The sequence below is a fragment of the Streptomyces sp. CGMCC 4.7035 genome, assembly GCF_031583065.1.
GTDB lineage: Bacteria > Actinomycetota > Actinomycetes > Streptomycetales > Streptomycetaceae > Streptomyces > Streptomyces yaanensis.
On sequence record NZ_CP134053.1, the window covers coordinates 3,375,059 to 3,392,673 of the forward strand.

Below are 17,615 nucleotides of genomic sequence, written 5' to 3' on the forward strand. Positions count from 1 at the left end.
GGGTGGAGTCCTTCGGGGAGAGAGCGAGGGAGGGGACGGCGGAGCGGGCTGCTAGCCGAGGAGGCTGCCGCCGGTGGCGTCGAGGGAGGCTCCGGTGATCCAGCGCGCCCGGTCGGTGGCGAGGAAGACCACCACATTGGCGACCTCCTCCGGCTCACCGAGGCGCTTGAACGCCGACAGTTGTGACATCTGTTCGCGCGCCCCGGGCATCTGGAAGACCGCGCTGCCGTTGTCCGTGAGACCGGGGAGCACGCTGTTGACCGTGATGTGCCGAGGGGCGAGGTGCCGGGCGAAGTGCAGCGTGAGCTGGTCGAGCGCGCCCTTGGACATCGCGTAGACGACCTGCGACGGCTCAGCCCTGCGCGTGACCGCGGAGGAGATGTTGATGATGCGTCCGCCGTCCGGGATCAGCCCGAGAGCTCGCTGGAGGAGGAGGAAGGGGGCCTTGGCGTTGACTGCGAAGATCTCGTCGATCTGCTCGGCGGACACCTCTTCCGGGGCGCTGCCGGCGGGCGTCGTCGCGGCGGCGTTGTTCACCAGGATGTCCAGGACGGTCTCGCCGGTGTGTTCGCGCAGTCCGGCCTCCAGCTGGTCAAACAGCTGATCGACGGCGCCGGGCGTGCCCAGTTCCGCGCCGACGGCAAAGGCCCGTCCGCCGTCCTTCTCGATAAGGTCGACAGTCTGCTGGGCGGCCTGCTTGTCGCGCCCGTAGTGCACTACGGCCAGGGCGCCCTCGCGGGCGAGGCCGAGGGCGGTGGCCCGGCCGATGCCGCGGCTGGATCCGGTGACGAGAGCGGTCTTGCCGCTGAGCGGGCTGGTCATGCTGGTGTCCTCGCGGTGTTCGGGAAGTGGGGGTGTCAGCCGTTGAAGACGGCTTCGGCCTGGTCGCGGTGCTCGTACAGGTCCCAGCACAGGGGCGCGACCTGCTCGCGGCGGCCCCGAGGGGATGCCCTCGGGGCCGCCCTCGCCGAGCCAGGTGTTGATGATGATGTGCGCGGCGTGGATACCGGATCCCGCCAACTCGTTGTGCAGGTTGAGCACCCAGTTGCGCAGGCGCCAGCGGTGGCGTTGACATTGCCGAACATGGGGACGGGGTGGATCGATCCGCCGCCGGTGGTGAACAGCAGCGTCCCCATGCCGGCCTCGCGCATCACTGAAGACCTGCTTGGCGGCGAGAACACGGTCGTCGTCCGAGTCTCAAGCTCGTTGAACAACCGGCTCATCGCGCGGGGCTACTACGACGACATACACGACGTCGGAATGAGGCTCTTCGGAAGGGACGGCCATACACACATCACGCGGGTGCGCGATCACGGCCTCGTGGGACCGGTGCGACGGCTCACTCAATGAGGAGACTCAACCACCCCGACCTGTTGCAGGGACGAGTCGGGGGCCGCGTTGGTCTGGAGGATGGTCATGACCCTCTGGTCGAACAACCAACCGTCGTCCGTCCTGACCAGTCGATCCTCGAAGCGCTCGGTGGCGATGACGAGCCCGCCGCTCACGACCTCGCGCGGGACCTGACGGAACACCATCATGAACGACAGCTGGGTCGCCTTGTCGCCCTCGATGGTGATGAGGTTGTCGGTCGTGGCATGAACGGTCGTTCCCAGACGTCCCGTCACCCCGAAGCCGATGTTCACAGGCGCGCCCAGTTGCTGGGTGTCGAAGTAGGCTTCGATCGCCGGCCTGCCCTCGAAGCGCTCGTCCCGAGCCACGAGCACACCGTTCTCCACGAAGGTCGCGGCCAATTCACTGTTTCGCTTCTGGGAGTCCAGGTGATTGAAACGTGCGGTCAGCTCACGGATGGCCAGCTCGTCGGCAGTCTTGTCAGGCATGTGGATTCCTCCCTTGTCGGCCGTGGGCGGCGCCGGACGGCGCCGCCCACATCCCGTTGTTCACCTGCTGCGGGTCACTGTTTCCAGAAGCCTTCGAGGACGTACGGGTCCTTCACCTCGTCGAAGCCGATGGGGCGGAGTGTGTAGTCGCAGGTGAGGGTGCGGTAGGGGCCGGTCAGACCGCGTGCTTCCCACTCGGAGGGGTCCTCGTGGAGTTCGGTCTTGTGGATCAGCTCCCGGGCGATGGCGCCCTCGCTGACCGTGTCGAGGAGCGGATCGCCGTCGAAGTGGATCTGGTGGGTGAGCATGTGATGGTCGTCGTGGGTGATGTGCGCGTGGATGTGCCTCGCGCGGGAGTTGGCCCGTCCCAGCATGTGCAGGAGGTTGTCGAACAGGCTGCCCGGCACCGCCGAGGCCTCCACCCCGGGCACGACGGTCCGGTACTCGTAGCGGCCCTCGGCATCCGCGATGATCTTGCCGCGGAGGTGGTATTTCGGCAGGTCGAAGTCGACGACGTCGAGGCCCTCCAGGGGTCCCGCCTGCTCGGGCGTAAGACCCGCATACCGGCCGTCGGCGGTGGTCTGCCAGAGATCGATGACTGCGCCGGGCAGCGGCTTGCCCGAGGTGGAACGTACGGTGCCGGAGACGAGCAGGGTCTCGCCGGGCTCGTCGGGCGCCATCGGCAGCACGCCGGGGTTGTCGATCTGCGGTGCCCCGGGCACGTAGGCGGGCCCGGTGGGGATCCAGGTGGAGGCGCCGTCCTTCTCCGGGTGGACATAGGCCCTGCCGTAACTGACCTCCATCGGTCGGATGCCGAGGAGCGAGATCGTCGCCAGCGGGAACTCCCCTGACGCGACCAGCTTCGTCACGTAGGTGATGGCCTGGCCCAGCTCCTCGAACGTGATGCCCTGCCTGAGCGCCACGTCCCCGAACGCCTTCTGGAGATCGTCGAACACGACGCGCAGGCGCTGGTTGAACGCGATGTCGGTGTGGGGGGTGTCGGTTGTTGTCATGTCACTCCAGTCCGGCGTCGCCGTCGGGGGACGGCGCGCCTAAGGTCGGACAGCTGTGGTGCATGAGATGGGTGTGGATCATGTGGTGGGTCATCCCCGTGTGCTCCAGACGAGGGGGGCTTTGCGGATCCAGGTGTCGTCCTCGACCGTCTGGACGAGGAAGTGGGCGAGGTCGGCGCGGTTGATCCGTGCGCCGGGCTTTTCGGTGCCGGCCTCGGCGGCCCGTAGGGGGCCGCTGAGGGGCTTGTCGGTGAGGGCGACGGCGCGGGCCAGGGTCCAGTCGATGCCGGACGAGGCGCGGACGGCCTGGTCGAGGGCGGTGTGGTCTTCGAAGCCCGCCTTGATGTTCGACAGCTTGAAGCGGACCTCGCGGAGCGACTCGCCCCCAGGCAAGGCTGACAGTGTGTGGATCACGGCAGGGATGAGGTCGGGTGAGCTGATGGCGGGGCGGCTGAGGGCTCGGCAACGCGGGCTGCACTGCCGGGCCGCGGAGGCTCGTGGGCTTTCCCCCTCGACTACCGTCGGGGCACGGCTGTGCGTCCGGGCGCCGCACCCCGCGCGGTGTCATATTGGGCCGGTAGGGCAGCACCTGCCCAGCCGTTACCTCAGGCGGCGTCGTACTCGGGGAAGAGCTGCTCGACGCGGTCACGCTTGGTGTACATGTCCCAGTACTGGTCGGCCAGCGCGTCCGGGTCGACGAGCGGGCCCGTGCCGGAGCCGGTCTTGGCCAGGCTCCTCGCGGCGAGTTCGCCCATCTCGCTCCGGGCGATGAACGCGGCGATGGACAGGGTGCCGGCGTAGATGCCGGCGTCGGCCAGCTCGCCGTTGAGCGAGAAGAGCCAGTTGCGGGCGGCTGCCATGAGCGGGCCGACGCCGCTGGCGAAGGGGCGCGGGGAGCCGGCCGTGGCGCCGGTGGTCATCAGGAAGGCGCCGTTGCCGCGCTCGTTCCACTCCGGCAGCACGGCCTGGGCCACCTCGACCGGGGTGAGCAGGAGCAGCGGGCTGTCCTTGCGCAGGGTGGCCGCGTCCAGCTTCGCGGCGGGAGCGAAGGCCTGCTCGCCGCTGATCGGACCGTACTCGACCACGTCGATGCGACCGAAGTGGTCACGGATGGCCTGGACCGTGGCGCCGGCCTGCTCGGGCTTGGACAGGTCGGCGGTGAAACCGGCCGCGTCGATGCCTTCGGCCTTCAGCTCCTCGACGAGGGCGTCGAGACGCTCCTTGCCACGGGCGACGAGCGCCACACGGAAACCCTCGCGGGCAAAGCGGCGCGCGACGGAGGCGCCGAGGCCCTTGCCGGCGCCGAAGATGGCGATCACCTTGGACATGGGATCTTCTCCCCTTCACTGTTCGGATTGCGGCGCGGTGGTGGGGTGGGGTGGAACAGGGTCCGGTTCATGGCGGACCGCCCGAGGGCGTCAGCCGCGGGTGTTCCAGACCAGGGGCGCCCTGCGGATCCAATCGTCGTCCTCGATCGTCTGGACGAGGAACTGGGCGAGGTCGGCGCGGTTGATCCGTGCGCCGGGCTTTTCGGTGCCGGCCTCGGCGGCCCGTACGGGACCGCTGAGGGGCTTGTCGGTGAGGGCGACGGCGCGGGCCAGGGTCCAGTCGATGCCGGACGTGGCGCGGACGGCCTGGTCGAGGCCAGTGTGGTCCGCGAAGCCCGCCTTGATGTTCGACAGGTTGATGAACGCCTTGACCAGCGGGTTGAGCCGGGTCCAGTCGTCGCCGGCGCCCTGTGTGGACGTCAGCACGATGCGGGGTATGCCCTGTTCGCGCATGACGGTGAGCGTGTTGCGGGCGGCGTCGGTCATGAACGTCGGCGGGCTGACCGGCTTGGCCCACGGGTTGTCGGAGGCGCGGGCGTTGGCCAGCGCGCTGATCACCCCCTGGGTGCCTTCGGCGGCCCGGCGGATGTCGTCGATGTCCGCGGGCGTGCCCTGGATCAGCTCGACGCCGGCCGGTGCCTGCACCTTGTCGGGGTTGCGGACCAGGGCGCGGACGCGGTGGCCGCGCCGAGCCGCGTGCTCCAGGACGTGGGCGCCGGTGCGGCCGCTGCCGCCGAGGACCAGGAGGTTGCTCATGGTGATCAAACGCCTTTCGGGCAGTTCAGGGGTGGATCAGGCGGCCTGTCGGCCGGTCAGGGCAGAGCCCAGGCGGCGGGCCTCGTCGTGCGCCTTGGTCATGGACGCCTCGTGCACCGGCAGCAGCGGGGCCATCATCGGCACATACGGGGCCATGGTCAGTTCGGGCAGGACCGTCGTCAGGTCGAGGCCGAGGTTGGCCGGGTGGCCCAGGACGGTTTCCAGCGTCGGCACCAGGTGGTCCATGCCGTGCTTGGGGGCGCCGGGGCCGTAGCCGCCGCCGCGTGCGGAGATCACCGTGGCGGGGCGGCCGAGGGTGGGAGGGGGTCCGTCGAAGCTCAGGGTGCGCCCGGCGACCATGATCTGGTCCAGCCACGCCTTGAACACGGACGGCATCGTGAGGTTGTACATCGGCACGGTGAAGAGGTAGGCGTCGGCGCCGAGGAACTCCTCGATCAGCTCGTCCTGGACCGCCGCGGCCTTCGCCTGCTCGGGGGTGTGCTCCGCGGGGTCGGTGGTGCGGGCGGTGATGCCCGCCGCGCTGAGGTGCGGGGCGGGGGAGACGGCCAGGTCGCGGTGGACGACCGCGCCCTTCCACTCCTCACGGAAAGACCGGGCGACCTGACGGGAGACGGATGCCTCGTCGAGCGAGGAGGCGTCGATGTGCAGCAGGTAGGACATGGAGAACTCAGCCTTTCGAAACGATCAATGGTGGGTCGGGGGGCGGATCGCGGGGTGAACGGTGGAGGTCAGCTGCGGGCCGGTACGGCGCAGCCGTCGGGGCCGCAGACCGCAGCGTCGCCGTCGGTCGTCAGGGTGAGCGGGTGGGACTCGTCCCAGGCCGTGCGCAGCACGTCGAGAAGGCCGTCGCTGTCCTGCGCGCCGGGGATGCCGTACCTGCCGTCGATGACGATGAAGGGCGCGCCGGTGGCGCCCAGGCGCTGGGCACGGGCGGCATCGTCGCTCACCTGCCGCTGGTAACGGTGCTCGGTGAGCGCCTGGCGGGTGCTCTCGCGGTCCAGAGTGATCTCCTCGCCCAGGTCGAGCAGGTCGTCCATGCTGAAGACGGGGCGGCCCTGGCCGAAGTAGGCGCGGAAGATCGTGTCCCAGGCTTCGCGGTTCTTGCCCTCGGCGGAGGCGTGGGCTAGGAACTCGTGCGCCAGGTCGGTGTTGCCGACCAGGTTGTCCAGCACCTTGTAGGGGGTGAGTCCCTCGGCCTCGGCCAGCGCCTCGATCCGGCGCGTGGACGCCTCGGCCTGGGAGCCGCCCATGCCGTGCCGGCGCAGCAGCGCGTCACGGACGCTGAACGTCTCACCCACGGGGAAGGAACTGCTCAGCGGGAACGAGTGGTGGACGACCTCCACCTCGTCGCCGTGCTCGAACCGCTCCACAGCCCGGTCCAGACGGTGGCTGCCCAGTCCGCACCAGGGGCAGGTGACCTCGGCCCAGACCTCGATCTTCATGACGCGCCTCCCATGCCTGCGCTTTGATTCTTACGTTTTGTTCGTAGCGCCATGATGGGCCAGTATGGAAGTCGATACAAAAGGCACATCGGTGTTCGTGCCGGAGAGGAATGTGCGTCATGGAGGTCACCGGTAGTTCGGGCGGCGCGGCGGCGGTGGGTCCCTGTGCCCGCATCCCCGCCGAGCACATGGAGTTCATCCGGCAGGTCCTCGACCGCGTCGGCGACAAGTGGAGCCTGCTGCTCATCGCGGTGGTGGAGGCCGGCCCGCTGCGCTACACCGACCTGCAGCGCCAGGTCCCCGGAATCTCCCAGCGGATGCTCACCCTCACGCTCCGCCAGCTCCACGAGGACGGTCTGATCACCCGCACCGCATACGCGGAGGTTCCGCCGCGCGTCGAGTACGCGCTCACCCCGCTGGGCCGCGGCCTCCACGAGATCGTGACCTCCCTGATCGGCTGGGCCGCCGACCACCACGACGAGATCCGCGCGCACCGGGCCCGCGCCGCGGCACCAGCAGCCCGGTCCTGACGGCAGGATCAGCGATCGGCTGTCGGCGTCGGCTGCACCGCGGATGCCCGACCATCGTCTAGATAGATCACATCGGGCCAACATTGACACACTGTGCCATCTGATGCATCTTGGGCCACATGCCGAGAGCGAGCGGACCGTCGGCCAGGTCCTCTTCACCGGGGTCAACAGCGGCTTCGGTCCGGGCCGGATGCACGTACCGATGGCGAACACCGCACTGTCCGCCTCGGCAACCATGACGCCGACGCGCCCGGCGCACCGGGAGTCGCCCCCAACAGCCGGGCGCCTCGCTCAGCAGACCCTGCTGAACACCCTCGTCACCACGGCGGTGGCCGGTCCCATGGCCATTCGAGGCGTCTCGCCGGGCAACCAGGCCAACGGCGCCGTCACCGCCACCACGGTCCAGCCGGGGACCGGTGTGGAGCAGACGGCCGCCGGTCGTCCGCATCTCGGCTGACTCGTCAGAGAGCTGGCACGAGTCGACCACGGCCGAGCCGGCATTCACGCACTAGGGAACGAGAGCGAGCAGTGTTCAAAGAATTCATGGGTCTCCCCCTGCACCCGCTTGCGGTGCACGCGGCGGTAGTGCTCATCCCGTTGCTGGCGCTGGGCGCTGCTGGATACGCCATGCTGCCCCGGTTCCGCCCCCAGTTGGGCTGGGTGGTGTGGGTGCTCGCGGTGGTGACTCCTCTCATGGCGATCGTCGCCCGCGAGTCCGGTGAAAGCCTGCAGGAGGTGGTCACCGAGAAGCACTACCCGAGCAGCGTGCTTCACAAGGTGGCGCAACACGCGGACTACGCCGACACGTTGCAGCTTCTCAGTCTGGGACTCGGTATAACGACCATTCTGTTGTTGCTGCAGGTTCGCTCGAAGCGTGGAGCCCGTATGCCACGCTGGGCGCCTGCGGCGCTCGTTGTCGTCGTGGTGGGCCTCTCCGGCCTCAATCTCGTCTACTCGTACCTGGCCGGCGACTCGGGCGCCAAGCTGGTCTGGACCGGCGTGCTCTGACGCGCCGTCGAGCTTCGGTGGCGCTCAGGCAGTTCGCCGCCGTCCACGCAGGACGGGGCCACACAACGCAGAACAGCGCCACAGCAACGGCGGCAAGCGCGGCGGCGCCGGTCAGCCCCGCCGAGTGCAGGACCCTGGTCGCCGCCGTGCCGACGAAGCAGCCGAGGAGCACGTTACCGGTGCCCCGGACCAGCGACGCGTGCCGCGCTGTAGAAGAAGAAGCGGCGGTACGGCATGCCGGACGCTCCGGCGGCGAAGGGCAGGAAGGCCCGGATGACTCCGACGAACCTGCCGGTGAGCACGGCGGTTCCGCCGTGACGCGTCAGGAACGTCTGGGCCATGCCGCTCCAGCTGTCGGATCGGAGTCGGCGCGCCAGCCAAGTGCCCGCCCTGCCGTTCGCAACGTCGGCCCAGCGCGTAACCGAGGCCAGGGGCCGCCGACCTGACGGTCGGCGGCCCCTCAAGCATGTCTCATACTCCCCACCCTCCCCACACCGTCCGAAACCGGAACAAGTGGGGAAGAGAAGCAGCTCTGGCCGATTGATTTTGGGTCATGCCGAAGGGGCGGGTGCGTAGACCACACCGGTCAGCTCCTCGGACAGCACCCACAGGCGGCGTGCGGTGTCAGGGTCCTCCGCCGCAGGGTCGGGGCGGACGATCGTGGGATGTCCGCGCAACTCCTTCCATCCGTCGGGGCCGAAGAACTGCCCGCCCTCGACGTCCGGTGCCGTCGCGGCGTGCAGTTGGGGGAGCGTGCCGATCTCGACGTCCTGGGCGAACAGCCGGTTGACGAGGGCGCCTCCCACCCGGAACAGGCCGGTCGGGCCGGTTTGCTGGAGGTTGGTGGCTGTGATCCCGGGGTGGGCGAGCAGGCTGCGTACCGGGCTGTCGGCCGCGCGGAGCCTGCGGTCGAGTTCCAGGCCGAAAAGGACGTTGGCGAACTTCGACTGGTCGTAGTACTTCACGCGCTGGTACTTCCGGGCGCCGGAGAGGTCGTCGAAGTGGATCTGCCCGCCGTGATGCCCGATCGAGCTCACGGTCACCACACGCGGGTCACGCCCCTGCCGCAGCAGGTCCATGAGCAGGCCGGTGAGGGCGAAGTGGCCGAGGTGGTTACCGGCGAACTGTGACTCGTGGCCCTGGGGGCTCAGCGTTCGGGGTGGCGTCATGACACCCGCGTTGTTGATCAGGACGTCGACCTGCAGGGCGTCGTCGTGCGCGCGGGCGGCGAACGCCTTGACCGAGTCCAGATCGGCGAGGTCGAGATGGCGCATCTCAAGGCTTGCGTCGGGATCGGCGGCGCGGATGTCGGCGATGGCCCGGCGGCCCTTGGCCTCGTTGCGTACGGCCATGACGACGTGCGCACCGTGCCGCGCCAGGTGGCGGGTGGTGGCCAGGCCGAGGCCGCTGTTGGCTCCGGTGACGACGAAGGTCCGGCCCGTCAGGTCGGGGATGCGGGATGCGGTCCATTTGCTGTCTGACATGAGACCCAGACTGCCGTCAATGACACAGTGAGTCAACAAGGGCCTGGAGGGACTCACCTGGCTCGGACTAGCATCGGTGTCGTGGGAGATGCGAAGACGGCCCCGGCGGCCAACATGGCGGAGCGCAAACGCCTGCTCGTGCGCAGCGAACTGGCGGAGGCCGCGGTCAAGCTGCTGGCCGACCAGGGATTCGAAGAGACGACGGTCGACCAGATCGTGGCCGCCGTGGGAATGTCACGCCGTACGTTCTCGCGCTACTTCGATTCCAAGGAAGACGTGATCGTGCACATGCTGGCGGAAGCCGGCGTGAAGTTGTGCGCGGAGCTGAAGGCCCGGCCCGCCGACGAGCCGCCCGTGGTGGCGTTGCGTCGTGCCCTGTCGGTGTTCACCTCGATGAGCGTCGGCAATCCGGCCAAGATGCTGCGCGTGAGCAGGCTGATCCTCGACACCCCGGCCCTTCTGGCCCGTTTCCTGGAGCGGCAGTCCCAGTGGCAGGCCGAGATGACCGGCATCCTCGCCCTGCGTGCCGGACTGGACCCGGACGTCGACCTGCGTCCTGCCGTCGCTGCCGGCGTCGCCCTGACGGCCTTCCAAGCCGCCCTGCGCCGCTGGGTGGACAGCGACGGCAGCGAAAGCCTGGACGAGGTCGTCGATCAGGCTCTTGCCCTGGTTGGACCGGTGATCGAACTCGGAGTCGATGCGGGCTGACCGACATCAAGGACAGGAACTTACGCGTTCGCGTCGCGGAGCGTGCGCAGGATGCGCTCAAGGTGGCGGAGATCCTGGGCTGAGAGTGGTCCGGAGAGGTGGTTGCGCAGGTGGGAGACGTGGGCGGTCAGTGCGTGGTCGAGCGCCTGACCGCCCTTGTCGGTCAGTACGGCGAGTGCGGCTCGTCGGTCGGCAGGATCGGGGTCGCGGCGGATGAGTCCTTCCTTTTCCATGCGGTCGGCGAGCCGGGTGAAGCCGCCCGAGCTGAAGGACACGGCCTCTGCCAGGTCCGTCATGCGGAGCTGGTGGCCGGGGGTGCGGCCCAGTCGCAGCAGCACTTCGAACCAGGCGTGCGGTATATCGAGATCGCGGTTCACCAGGGGCTTGATACGGCTGTGGGCCTCCACGAAGAGACCGAAGAGTGTCACGTCGTCGTCGTTCAGCAGCTGCTCGTTCACTCCTCAAGGATGGCAGAAGAACATGAGCGGAAGAATCTGCCGTTGCAATATCTGCCGAGACAGATATATTGTCTGCGTCGGCAGATACTTCGCCGTGTCCACCCCGCAGATGTGGAGTCCGCCCCATGGGAAAGCGCGTCCTGGCCGCCTTCGGCGCCGTGGCCCCCACGGGCGGCGTCCTCGCGTCCGGCCTGTCTGCTGCACCCACTTCGGCGGACGCCGTCACCTCCTCCACCGCCGAGCGGACCGGCTCAAGCGAGGAGGCCCGGTTGCGGGAGCTGTCGACCATGTGGTGCTCGGCGGCCTGCCGGTACTGCACACCGGTCGGCTGGAAGACGGTCCACCCGCAGATCAAGGCGCTCACCGGCACTTACCGCTTCGACTACCTGAAGAAGCCGCTCGCCCAGCACCCGAGGTTCGTGCGGGGCACCCGGGATTCCGCCGACCCGGTGGGAACCGGCGACCACGTGGCGGACTTCGGCAGCGGCGACAGCGCCAGCGGTCTCCCGACGCTCACCCTGCCCCGCAAGTCCCCCTGGGCGGCCTGGCCGCAGACCGGCGTCCCGCCTCAAGAACGCTCCGTACCAGCCCGCCGTCAAGCCATACCTGAGCCGGCTGCTCTCCAAGGACGTGCAGGAGCACGCAATCGGCACCTGGAGCGCCCGCACGGGCGTCGCCCCGCCCGCCGGCCGCAAGGGCATCTTCGACCACGCCACCATGAACCCGCCCGGCCTCGGCCAGTTCATGAGCGACGGAGCTGCCCTCGACCGTTGCAAGGCCCGCCTCAGCCTCTACATCGGCGATGTACACGGCGCCAACTCGTCCGACCCCACATCCTCAGCCTCCACCTGATCGACCAACCGGGCACCCAAGGCTGAACCCCCGATCGACACGGGCTGCCCACCTCGACCCGGTTCACGTCGTACACCTTGCCGCGAGGCGATTTCCCCGACCATCACCCTTCACCCGAGGAAGCACGCATGAGCACTCTCTCCTTCAAAGTCCTCGATCTCGACTTCCCGGCCGGCAGCAAGAACAAGACGGCCACCCTTGTCACCGGTCAGAACGAAGCACTGCTGGTGGACGCCGCCTTCACCCGTGCCGACGGCCACCGCCTGGCCGCCGAGATCCTCGACTCCGGCAAGACGCTGACCACCGTCTTCGTCTCCCACGGCGACCCCGACTTCTACTTCGGCGCCGAGGTGATCGCCGACGCCTTCCCCGAGGCGAGGTTCGTGGCCACCCCGATCGTCATCGAGCACATCGCCCACTCGTACGAGGGCAAGCTCAAGGCCTGGGCGGCGCTCGGCCCGAACCTGCCCACCCGCCTGGTCGACCTGGAGCCCCTGACCGGCGACCTCACACTGGAGGGCCACCGCTTCGAGCTCAAGGGCGGGCCGGTCGGCCTGCCCGACCGCCATTACCTCTGGCAGGCCGAGCACCGCGCCCTGCTCGGCGGCGTCCTGCTCTTCCAGCAGGAGCACGTCTGGGTCGCCGACACCCCCACCCCCACCGACCGCGCCGCCTGGATCGACCTGCTCGACGAGATGGCCGACCTCGACCCGGAACTGGTCGTCCCCGGCCACCGCCTCCCCGGCACCGCGGCCGACACCTCCGCCATCAGCGCCACCCGTGACTACCTGACCGCCTTCGAGGAGGAGCTGGTCAAGGCCGCCGACGGTGCCGCGCTGAACGACGCCCTCGTCAAGCGCTTCCCCGACCACGGCATGCTGATCGCCGCCCAGATCGGCTCGAAGGTCGCCAAGGGCGAGATGAAGTGGGGCTGACCATGAGCGAGTTCGCCACCTCCACCGCGCCCGCCGACGTCGTGCGCCGCCAGTACCTGGCCTCGGCCGCCGGTGACCTGGGCGCCCTGCGCGCCACCCTCGCCCCCGACGTGGAGTGGACGGAGATGGCCGGCTTCCCGCTGGCCGGGACCTATCGCACGCCCGAGGGCGTCACCTCGAACGTCATGGAGCAGCTCGGCAAGGAGTGGGACGGCTGGGCCGCCCACGACGACACCTACGTCGTCGACGGCGAGAACGTCGTCGTCCTCGCCCGTTACACCGCGACCAACAAGGCCACGGGCAAGCCGATCGACGTCCGGGTCGCGCACCACTTCGTCGTACGGGGCGGACTCATCGTCCGCTTCGAACAGTTCGTCGACACGGCGCTCGTCCGCGACGCCATGAACGACTGAGTCGTACCGCACCCACCGTGAGGCAGGAGACAGACATGTCCGCTGCGGACAACAAGGCACTCGTGACCGCCTTCTACGAGCAGGCCTTCAACGACTACCAGCCCGAGGCGGCCGCCAGCGCGCACCTCGGCGAGAGCTACACCCAGCACAACCCCGAGGCGCAGGACGGCCCGGGTGCCTTCGTCGGCTATGTGCACTGGCTGCGCGGGCAGTTCCCCGACCTGCGCCTGGACATCAAGCGCGTGATCGCCGAAGGGGACTTGGTGGTCACCCACAGCAACCTGCACCTCAAGCCCGGCGACCGGGGCATGGCCGTCGCGGACTTCTGGCGCGTCGCCGGCGGAAAGATCGTCGAGCACTGGGACGTGATCCAGGAGGTGCCCGAGAAGAGCGCCAACGACAACACCATGTTCTGACCCCACGCCAGCAGCACGGCACCCGTGCCGTACCCGGGCGCCGTGCTGCTCCGCTGCCGTGGTCCAGCCGCACCACACAGACAACCGAACAGAACAGAACGGATAGAGAGGCTCCCCCCACCATGACCAGCCTTCCCAGCCGACGCCGCCTGCTTGCCACCGGAGCGGGCGCCGCTCTCGGTCTCGGTGTCGCCACTGCCTCCGTCACCCCCGCTCAGGCCGCCACAGGCCAAGCCTCTGCGGGCCGCGTGGCGATGGGCGGCGGCGAGGAGAAGCGGACTCTTGACGAGCTCTACCAGGCAGCCCTCGCGGAGGGCGGCAAGCTCGTGCTCTACGCCGGTGGTGACATCTCCACTCAGGCGGACGGAATCCGCAACGGCTTCAAGAGCCGGTTCCCGGACATCGACCTGACAGTGGTCGTCGACTACAGCAAGTACCACGACGTCCGCGTCGACAACCAGTTCGCGACCGACACCCTGATACCCGACGTCGTACAGCTCCAGACCGTTCAGGACTTCGTGCGCTGGAAGGAGCAGGGCCGCCTGCTCGCCTACAAGCCGGCCGGTTTCTCCAAGCTCTACGCTCCCTTTAAGGACCCGCACGGCGCCTGGGTCGCCGTCCAGGTCAGTGCCTTCAGCTACATGTACGGTCCCGCCGCGGTCGGCTCCGACATCCCCAGCGGCCCGCTCGACCTGGCCGACGCCCGCTGGAAGGGGAAAATCGCCTCCTCCTACCCGCACGACGACGACGCGGTCCTCTACCTCTACACCCTCTACGTGGAGAAGTACGGCTGGGACTGGCTCGCGCAACTGGCCACCCAGGACCTTCACTTCGCCCGCGGCAGCTACACCCCGAGCGCGGCCGTCACCAGCGGCCAGAAGGCCATCGGCATCGGCGGATCCGGCGCGCCGCTGTCCACCGGGCCGGTCAAATGGGTGCTGCCCGAAAAGGCGCCGTTCATGTCCTGGGGACAGCGGGCCGCGATCCTCAAGCAGGCCAAGAACCCCACCGCCGCCAAGCTGTACCTGAACTGGCGGCTCTCCGTCGAGCAGCAGAAGGCCGCCACCAACGGCTGGTCGGTCCGCACCGATGTCACCCCGCCGACCGGGCTGAAGCCCGTCTGGGAGTATCCCAACGGCAACCTCGACGGCTTCCCTCGCTTCATGGCCGACCGCGCGGCGATCGAGCGCTGGAAGCAGACCTTCGCCCTGTACTTCGGTGAGGTCAAGGGAGACCCCTCACCGGGCTGGCTCGGCCTGCACCCTGGAGCCTGACCGCCAACCGGTGCCGCCCGGCCCCGCACGCTGGGCCGGCGGCCCTCCCATTCCCGGCCGCCGGTTCGGAGGGCATCGGCTGGTGGGGCCGCCGGTGGTCACGATGGTCTCCTTCGAGTGAGTTGATGGGGCGGTGTCGTGGTCCCGTTCCTGTGCGCGAAGCCCTGTGCACGCGACGGGCGCAGGAACCGGGTATTCGGCGGCTTCGGCTTACTGACCGGCCGGAGGCGCCGAAGCGGGTGCCGTACACGGGTAGTCCTAGACGCTGACCGGTTGGACGGTCACGGGTGGTTGGGCGCGGCCGGCGTGCAGCACTGACCACGGGGTGCGGGTGCTGACGCCGTCCTCCTCCTGCTGGAGGAGGTTCTCCGCGAGGCGCTGGCGTTGGACTTCGCCTGTGCCGGCGGGTGCGTAAGTGGTCTGCAGGTCGCGCCAGACGCGCTGGATGGGGAAGTCCTCGTCGAGGCCGTTGGCGGCGTGCAGCTGCATGGCGTCGTTGCCGGTCTCGGAGGCGAGATCGTGGCCGAGAGCCTTGGCGGCGAGGAGTTCGTCGTCGCAGAGTAGGCCGCGATCGAGCATGTCGACTGCGTGATACGACAGAACCCTCCTCGACCTCGCTGCGGCAGAGTCCATGGTGCCCGGACCCCGTACTGGGCCCGAGCGAACTCCCGAACCGGCAACAGAGGGTGCGACCGGCCGGGCATCCTGAAGATCAGTGCCCGGCCTCGCTGGTGGGCGGCTCGATGTGTGCGAGGCGCATGGGTGTTCCAGGAGACTGTCGGGCTGAACCGACATCGTTGAGGCCCATGTGACCTCGACGTGGAAGTTCGGACACCGTGAGGGCAAGGTCCTGCCGTGAGTTGACGCAGCACAAGATGCAAGGGCCGTCGAACAGGCGCAGGAGGAGAGGAGCGTCGACGCGTCGACAAGTTGGGGCGGACCGTAACTGCCGACGCGGCGATGTTGATGGCCCGAGGTCCGCCAGCGGGTCCCGCATCGATCGGTGTGTCGGGCCTACGCAAATCAGTGCGAGTGGTCTCCGTTGTCCTGAGGCGAGGCGAGGTCTGGCGGATAGCCGTGGGCGCGGAGATAGGCATCCAGCGCGTAGGCCACGACGTCGCCGTGCTGCACGCCGTGGTCGGCGTGGTAACGGCGGATGCGGCGCTGGATTTGGAGGGCGTCAGGGACGGCGTAGTTGAGCTGACCGCGCTTGACGTTGCGGTTGCCGATGACTGCGAGCGTATCGGGGTGAGGAGCAAGCGGATCATCGGAGGGCTTGGACTGTGCTTCCAGTGCGTCGGCCAAATCACGCAACCGACGGGCGTGGTGAGAGAGGTCGGGCACGAAGTTGTTCCGGTCGGTCCGGATAGGCGGCTAGTTAGCCGCCTATGGGGCTATAGGAATAGTCGGCAGAGGGTGGCCGCGCACTCAGCGAGTTGGCGGCCACCCCATCTGTCGCATGGTGTGTCAGAACCCGCGGGTGGTGAGCCACTCGTCCAGGGCGACCGAGACGATGTCACCGATCGGCAGGTGGTCGAGTTCGTTGTCCAGCGCGAAGCGCTTGATCCGCTTCTTCAGCTTCAGTGCGGCGGGGACCGAGGAGTCGAGGCTCTCGCGCGTGATGATGCGCTGGTTGAGAATGGCGGCAGTCTCGGGAATGCCCTGAGGCCGGCCCGGTCCCTGAGCCCATGGGGTTCCCTGGCTCGGTGTTGCCTCCGCCCGCGTGCGCTGCTCCTGGTGAGACACCGGAACATCGCTGCTCACCGGAAAGGCTGTCCCGCCCGGGACCGGAGAAACGGTTGGCCGTACGTCCACCTCGGTGGTGGGGGACACCCCTGCGGTCGGGGAGGTGGCTTGAGCCGGACCGGCCTGCGCAACCTGCTCGACCAGTGGCGCTGGCTGAGCCGCCGGTGCCGCGGGCTCGGCAGCCCGGGCCGCGAACTGCTCGTGACCCTGCGTGGAATGCCCGAAGGGAACTGACTGCACCGCGGCGTCTGCCGCGGCCGGACCAGCCGGCTGGGCGGCCCAAGCCTGGCCGGGGCCGCTCGGTGCGACGTAGGCAGTTGGTGAGGCTTGGGACTGCGGCCTCACGGAAACCATCTCGGTCGGGTCGCCCTGCTCCGCCGTCTCCACAGGGACCGGGGAAGGGGAGGACGGGGCCTCGAACTCACCGGTAGCGGGACGGCCTTCGCCTTTCACGACGGCCTGTTCGGCGGCGATCTGCTCGGGGGTGAGCTCGGCGGTCGGCGGAGGGGGCGGCGGGGTCGTCTTCCTGGCCCCGCCCAGGGCGCGCCCGCCGGTGCGGCGGGCGGGAGGCTTCGGCCTCTCGTTCTTCTCGCTCATGCCTCGGTCAGCTCCTTCATCAGGTTGGCGTACTCACTCAGTTCGGTGGGGATCTCGCCGAAAGCCTCCATGTAGTGGACCCAGGAGTGGATGGTGGTGTCGGCGAGGGGGAAGGGTTCGTCGCGGTCGGGGCCGATGCCCTCGCCCTCGGCGGGGTCGAGGAGCTGGTCCTTCGCCCGGCCGGGCAGGCTGGTGCGGTCGTCGGCCTTGACCATGACGACGTGGGCGGTGACGTCGTGGGGGTTGCGGGCGGCGGCGCGTTCGGCCTCGTCGAAGGTGGCCACGAGCTTGCGGCGCTCGATCTTGGTGGGGGCGACCGGCACGAGCAGCAGGTTCGCTTCGGTGACAGCCTCGTGGAAGATGCGGGCGCTGCCGCCGCCGGCGTCGACGACGATCGCGCCGAATTCGGCGCGCTTGGTGCGGATGTACTCGGCGATGTCGTCGAACGGGTACCGCTCGACAACCAGGTTGGCCGGGATCTCGAAGCCGGCGGCCTGGGCGACCTTGAACCAGTCGTAGGCGGACTGGCTGGTGGCGTCCGCGTCCAGCAGCAGCGTCGGCAGGTCGAGGACGACGGCGTAGTAGAGGGCGATGAACCAGGCGGAGGTGGTCTTGCCGGTGCCGCCCTTGAGCATGCCGACGACGATGACGAAGGCGTCCCAGGCGCTTGCTGTGGTCGCCGCCAGGGTCTTGATACGGGTGTTCTCGTTCACGTGTGCTTGATCTCCTGAAGGGGGAAGGGACGATGCTTGGTGCGCGCCGTTCGGCGCGCGAGCTGACGACGGGGGTGCCCGCG

26 protein-coding genes are annotated in these 17,615 nt (G+C 68.9%); 11 read left to right on the forward strand and 15 right to left on the reverse strand.

Going from position 1 to position 17,615, the window contains the following annotated elements; genetic code table 11:
- Positions 1 to 51: 51 nt before the first annotated feature.
- A complete protein-coding gene (locus Q2K21_RS14225) occupies positions 52 to 822 on the reverse strand; it encodes an SDR family NAD(P)-dependent oxidoreductase (RefSeq protein WP_310770637.1) in 771 nt (256 codons plus the stop codon).
- Positions 823 to 999: 177 nt separating this feature from the next.
- Between Q2K21_RS14225 and Q2K21_RS14230 the strand changes: the two genes are divergently transcribed.
- A complete protein-coding gene (locus tag Q2K21_RS14230) occupies positions 1,000 to 1,350 on the forward strand; it encodes a hypothetical protein (RefSeq protein WP_310770638.1) in 351 nt (116 codons plus the stop codon).
- On the opposite strand, the gene Q2K21_RS14235 is transcribed toward Q2K21_RS14230, so the two are convergent.
- The 7 genes from Q2K21_RS14235 to Q2K21_RS14265 all read right to left on the reverse strand — a co-directional run bounded on the left by Q2K21_RS14235 (position 1,344) and on the right by Q2K21_RS14265 (position 6,398).
- Entirely contained in the window at positions 1,344 to 1,838 is a 495-nt protein-coding gene (locus tag Q2K21_RS14235; protein ID WP_310770640.1) for a nuclear transport factor 2 family protein, read from the reverse strand. The genes Q2K21_RS14230 and Q2K21_RS14235 overlap by 7 nt on opposite strands.
- 74 nt (positions 1,839 to 1,912) lie before the next feature.
- Positions 1,913 to 2,851 carry a dioxygenase family protein gene (locus Q2K21_RS14240; protein WP_310770641.1) on the reverse strand — a complete coding sequence of 313 codons (939 nt, stop codon included), beginning with the start codon at positions 2,849 to 2,851 and terminating at the stop codon, positions 1,913 to 1,915.
- A 90-nt stretch (positions 2,852 to 2,941) separates the two neighbouring features.
- A complete protein-coding gene (locus Q2K21_RS14245; RefSeq protein WP_310770643.1) occupies positions 2,942 to 3,244 on the reverse strand; it encodes an NAD(P)H-binding protein in 303 nt (100 codons plus the stop codon).
- A gap of 212 nt (positions 3,245 to 3,456) precedes the next feature.
- On the reverse strand, positions 3,457 to 4,179 hold the full coding sequence (locus Q2K21_RS14250) for an SDR family NAD(P)-dependent oxidoreductase (RefSeq protein WP_310770644.1): 723 nt from the start codon (positions 4,177 to 4,179) through the stop codon (positions 3,457 to 3,459).
- 90 nt (positions 4,180 to 4,269) lie between these two features.
- Positions 4,270 to 4,935 carry an NAD(P)-dependent oxidoreductase gene (locus Q2K21_RS14255; RefSeq protein ID WP_310770646.1) on the reverse strand — a complete coding sequence of 222 codons (666 nt, stop codon included), beginning with the start codon at positions 4,933 to 4,935 and terminating at the stop codon, positions 4,270 to 4,272.
- A 36-nt stretch (positions 4,936 to 4,971) separates the two neighbouring features.
- Positions 4,972 to 5,616: an FMN-dependent NADH-azoreductase gene (locus Q2K21_RS14260; RefSeq protein ID WP_310770648.1), complete on the reverse strand. Its 645-nt coding sequence runs from the start codon at positions 5,614 to 5,616 to the stop codon at positions 4,972 to 4,974.
- A gap of 68 nt (positions 5,617 to 5,684) precedes the next feature.
- The gene (locus tag Q2K21_RS14265) at positions 5,685 to 6,398 is read right to left on the reverse strand and encodes a DsbA family oxidoreductase (RefSeq protein WP_310770650.1); all 714 of its coding nucleotides are present in this window, start codon (positions 6,396 to 6,398) and stop codon (positions 5,685 to 5,687) included.
- A gap of 119 nt (positions 6,399 to 6,517) precedes the next feature.
- Between Q2K21_RS14265 and Q2K21_RS14270 the strand changes: the two genes are divergently transcribed.
- From Q2K21_RS14270 to Q2K21_RS14280, 3 genes are all read left to right on the forward strand, one after another.
- Positions 6,518 to 6,928, forward strand: coding sequence for a winged helix-turn-helix transcriptional regulator (locus Q2K21_RS14270; protein ID WP_310770652.1), 411 nt, complete (start codon positions 6,518 to 6,520; stop codon positions 6,926 to 6,928).
- A 103-nt stretch (positions 6,929 to 7,031) separates the two neighbouring features.
- Positions 7,032 to 7,385 (forward strand): hypothetical protein, encoded by a 354-nt coding sequence (locus Q2K21_RS14275; protein ID WP_310770655.1) that lies wholly within the window; start codon positions 7,032 to 7,034, stop codon positions 7,383 to 7,385.
- 71 nt (positions 7,386 to 7,456) lie between these two features.
- Positions 7,457 to 7,936: a DUF2231 domain-containing protein gene (locus Q2K21_RS14280; RefSeq protein ID WP_132888400.1), complete on the forward strand. Its 480-nt coding sequence runs from the start codon at positions 7,457 to 7,459 to the stop codon at positions 7,934 to 7,936.
- 173 nt (positions 7,937 to 8,109) lie between these two features.
- Here Q2K21_RS14280 and Q2K21_RS14285 read toward each other — a convergent pair whose 3' ends face one another.
- Positions 8,110 to 8,277, reverse strand: a complete 168-nt coding sequence (locus Q2K21_RS14285; protein ID WP_310770658.1) for a DedA family protein — start codon at positions 8,275 to 8,277, stop codon at positions 8,110 to 8,112.
- A 210-nt stretch (positions 8,278 to 8,487) separates the two neighbouring features.
- Entirely contained in the window at positions 8,488 to 9,420 is a 933-nt protein-coding gene (locus Q2K21_RS14290) for an oxidoreductase (RefSeq protein ID WP_310770660.1), read from the reverse strand.
- A 114-nt stretch (positions 9,421 to 9,534) separates the two neighbouring features.
- On the opposite strand from Q2K21_RS14290, the gene Q2K21_RS14295 reads away from it, so the two are divergent.
- Positions 9,535 to 10,128, forward strand: coding sequence for an acyl-CoA-like ligand-binding transcription factor (locus tag Q2K21_RS14295; protein WP_310780950.1), 594 nt, complete (start codon positions 9,535 to 9,537; stop codon positions 10,126 to 10,128).
- A gap of 20 nt (positions 10,129 to 10,148) precedes the next feature.
- Here Q2K21_RS14295 and Q2K21_RS14300 read toward each other — a convergent pair whose 3' ends face one another.
- Positions 10,149 to 10,586 carry a MarR family winged helix-turn-helix transcriptional regulator gene (locus tag Q2K21_RS14300; protein ID WP_310770662.1) on the reverse strand — a complete coding sequence of 146 codons (438 nt, stop codon included), beginning with the start codon at positions 10,584 to 10,586 and terminating at the stop codon, positions 10,149 to 10,151.
- Between the two features lie 630 nt (positions 10,587 to 11,216).
- Between Q2K21_RS14300 and Q2K21_RS14305 the strand changes: the two genes are divergently transcribed.
- From Q2K21_RS14305 to Q2K21_RS14325, 5 genes are all read left to right on the forward strand, one after another.
- A complete protein-coding gene (locus Q2K21_RS14305; RefSeq protein WP_310770664.1) occupies positions 11,217 to 11,438 on the forward strand; it encodes a hypothetical protein in 222 nt (73 codons plus the stop codon).
- A gap of 128 nt (positions 11,439 to 11,566) precedes the next feature.
- Positions 11,567 to 12,373 (forward strand): MBL fold metallo-hydrolase, encoded by an 807-nt coding sequence (locus Q2K21_RS14310; protein ID WP_310770666.1) that lies wholly within the window; start codon positions 11,567 to 11,569, stop codon positions 12,371 to 12,373.
- Positions 12,374 to 12,375: 2 nt separating this feature from the next.
- A complete protein-coding gene (locus Q2K21_RS14315) occupies positions 12,376 to 12,786 on the forward strand; it encodes a nuclear transport factor 2 family protein (RefSeq protein WP_310770668.1) in 411 nt (136 codons plus the stop codon).
- Between the two features lie 35 nt (positions 12,787 to 12,821).
- Positions 12,822 to 13,202: a nuclear transport factor 2 family protein gene (locus tag Q2K21_RS14320; RefSeq protein ID WP_310770670.1), complete on the forward strand. Its 381-nt coding sequence runs from the start codon at positions 12,822 to 12,824 to the stop codon at positions 13,200 to 13,202.
- Between the two features lie 122 nt (positions 13,203 to 13,324).
- Positions 13,325 to 14,476: an ABC transporter substrate-binding protein gene (locus tag Q2K21_RS14325; RefSeq protein ID WP_310770671.1), complete on the forward strand. Its 1,152-nt coding sequence runs from the start codon at positions 13,325 to 13,327 to the stop codon at positions 14,474 to 14,476.
- Positions 14,477 to 14,734: 258 nt separating this feature from the next.
- On the opposite strand, the gene Q2K21_RS14330 is transcribed toward Q2K21_RS14325, so the two are convergent.
- The 3 genes from Q2K21_RS14330 to Q2K21_RS14340 form a co-directional block, all read right to left on the reverse strand.
- Positions 14,735 to 15,271: an acyl-CoA dehydrogenase family protein gene (locus Q2K21_RS14330; protein WP_310770673.1), complete on the reverse strand. Its 537-nt coding sequence runs from the start codon at positions 15,269 to 15,271 to the stop codon at positions 14,735 to 14,737.
- Positions 15,272 to 15,499: 228 nt separating this feature from the next.
- Positions 15,500 to 15,820: a hypothetical protein gene (locus Q2K21_RS14335; protein ID WP_310770675.1), complete on the reverse strand. Its 321-nt coding sequence runs from the start codon at positions 15,818 to 15,820 to the stop codon at positions 15,500 to 15,502.
- 123 nt (positions 15,821 to 15,943) lie between these two features.
- Positions 15,944 to 16,240, reverse strand: a complete 297-nt coding sequence (locus tag Q2K21_RS14340; RefSeq protein WP_310770677.1) for a hypothetical protein — start codon at positions 16,238 to 16,240, stop codon at positions 15,944 to 15,946.
- A 90-nt stretch (positions 16,241 to 16,330) separates the two neighbouring features.
- Between Q2K21_RS14340 and Q2K21_RS14345 the strand changes: the two genes are divergently transcribed.
- Positions 16,331 to 16,456 (forward strand): hypothetical protein, encoded by a 126-nt coding sequence (locus Q2K21_RS14345; protein WP_310770679.1) that lies wholly within the window; start codon positions 16,331 to 16,333, stop codon positions 16,454 to 16,456.
- A 359-nt stretch (positions 16,457 to 16,815) separates the two neighbouring features.
- On the opposite strand, the gene Q2K21_RS14350 is transcribed toward Q2K21_RS14345, so the two are convergent.
- Positions 16,816 to 17,532 (reverse strand): ParA family protein, encoded by a 717-nt coding sequence (locus tag Q2K21_RS14350; protein ID WP_310770681.1) that lies wholly within the window; start codon positions 17,530 to 17,532, stop codon positions 16,816 to 16,818.
- Between the last annotated feature and the right edge of the window lie 83 nt (positions 17,533 to 17,615).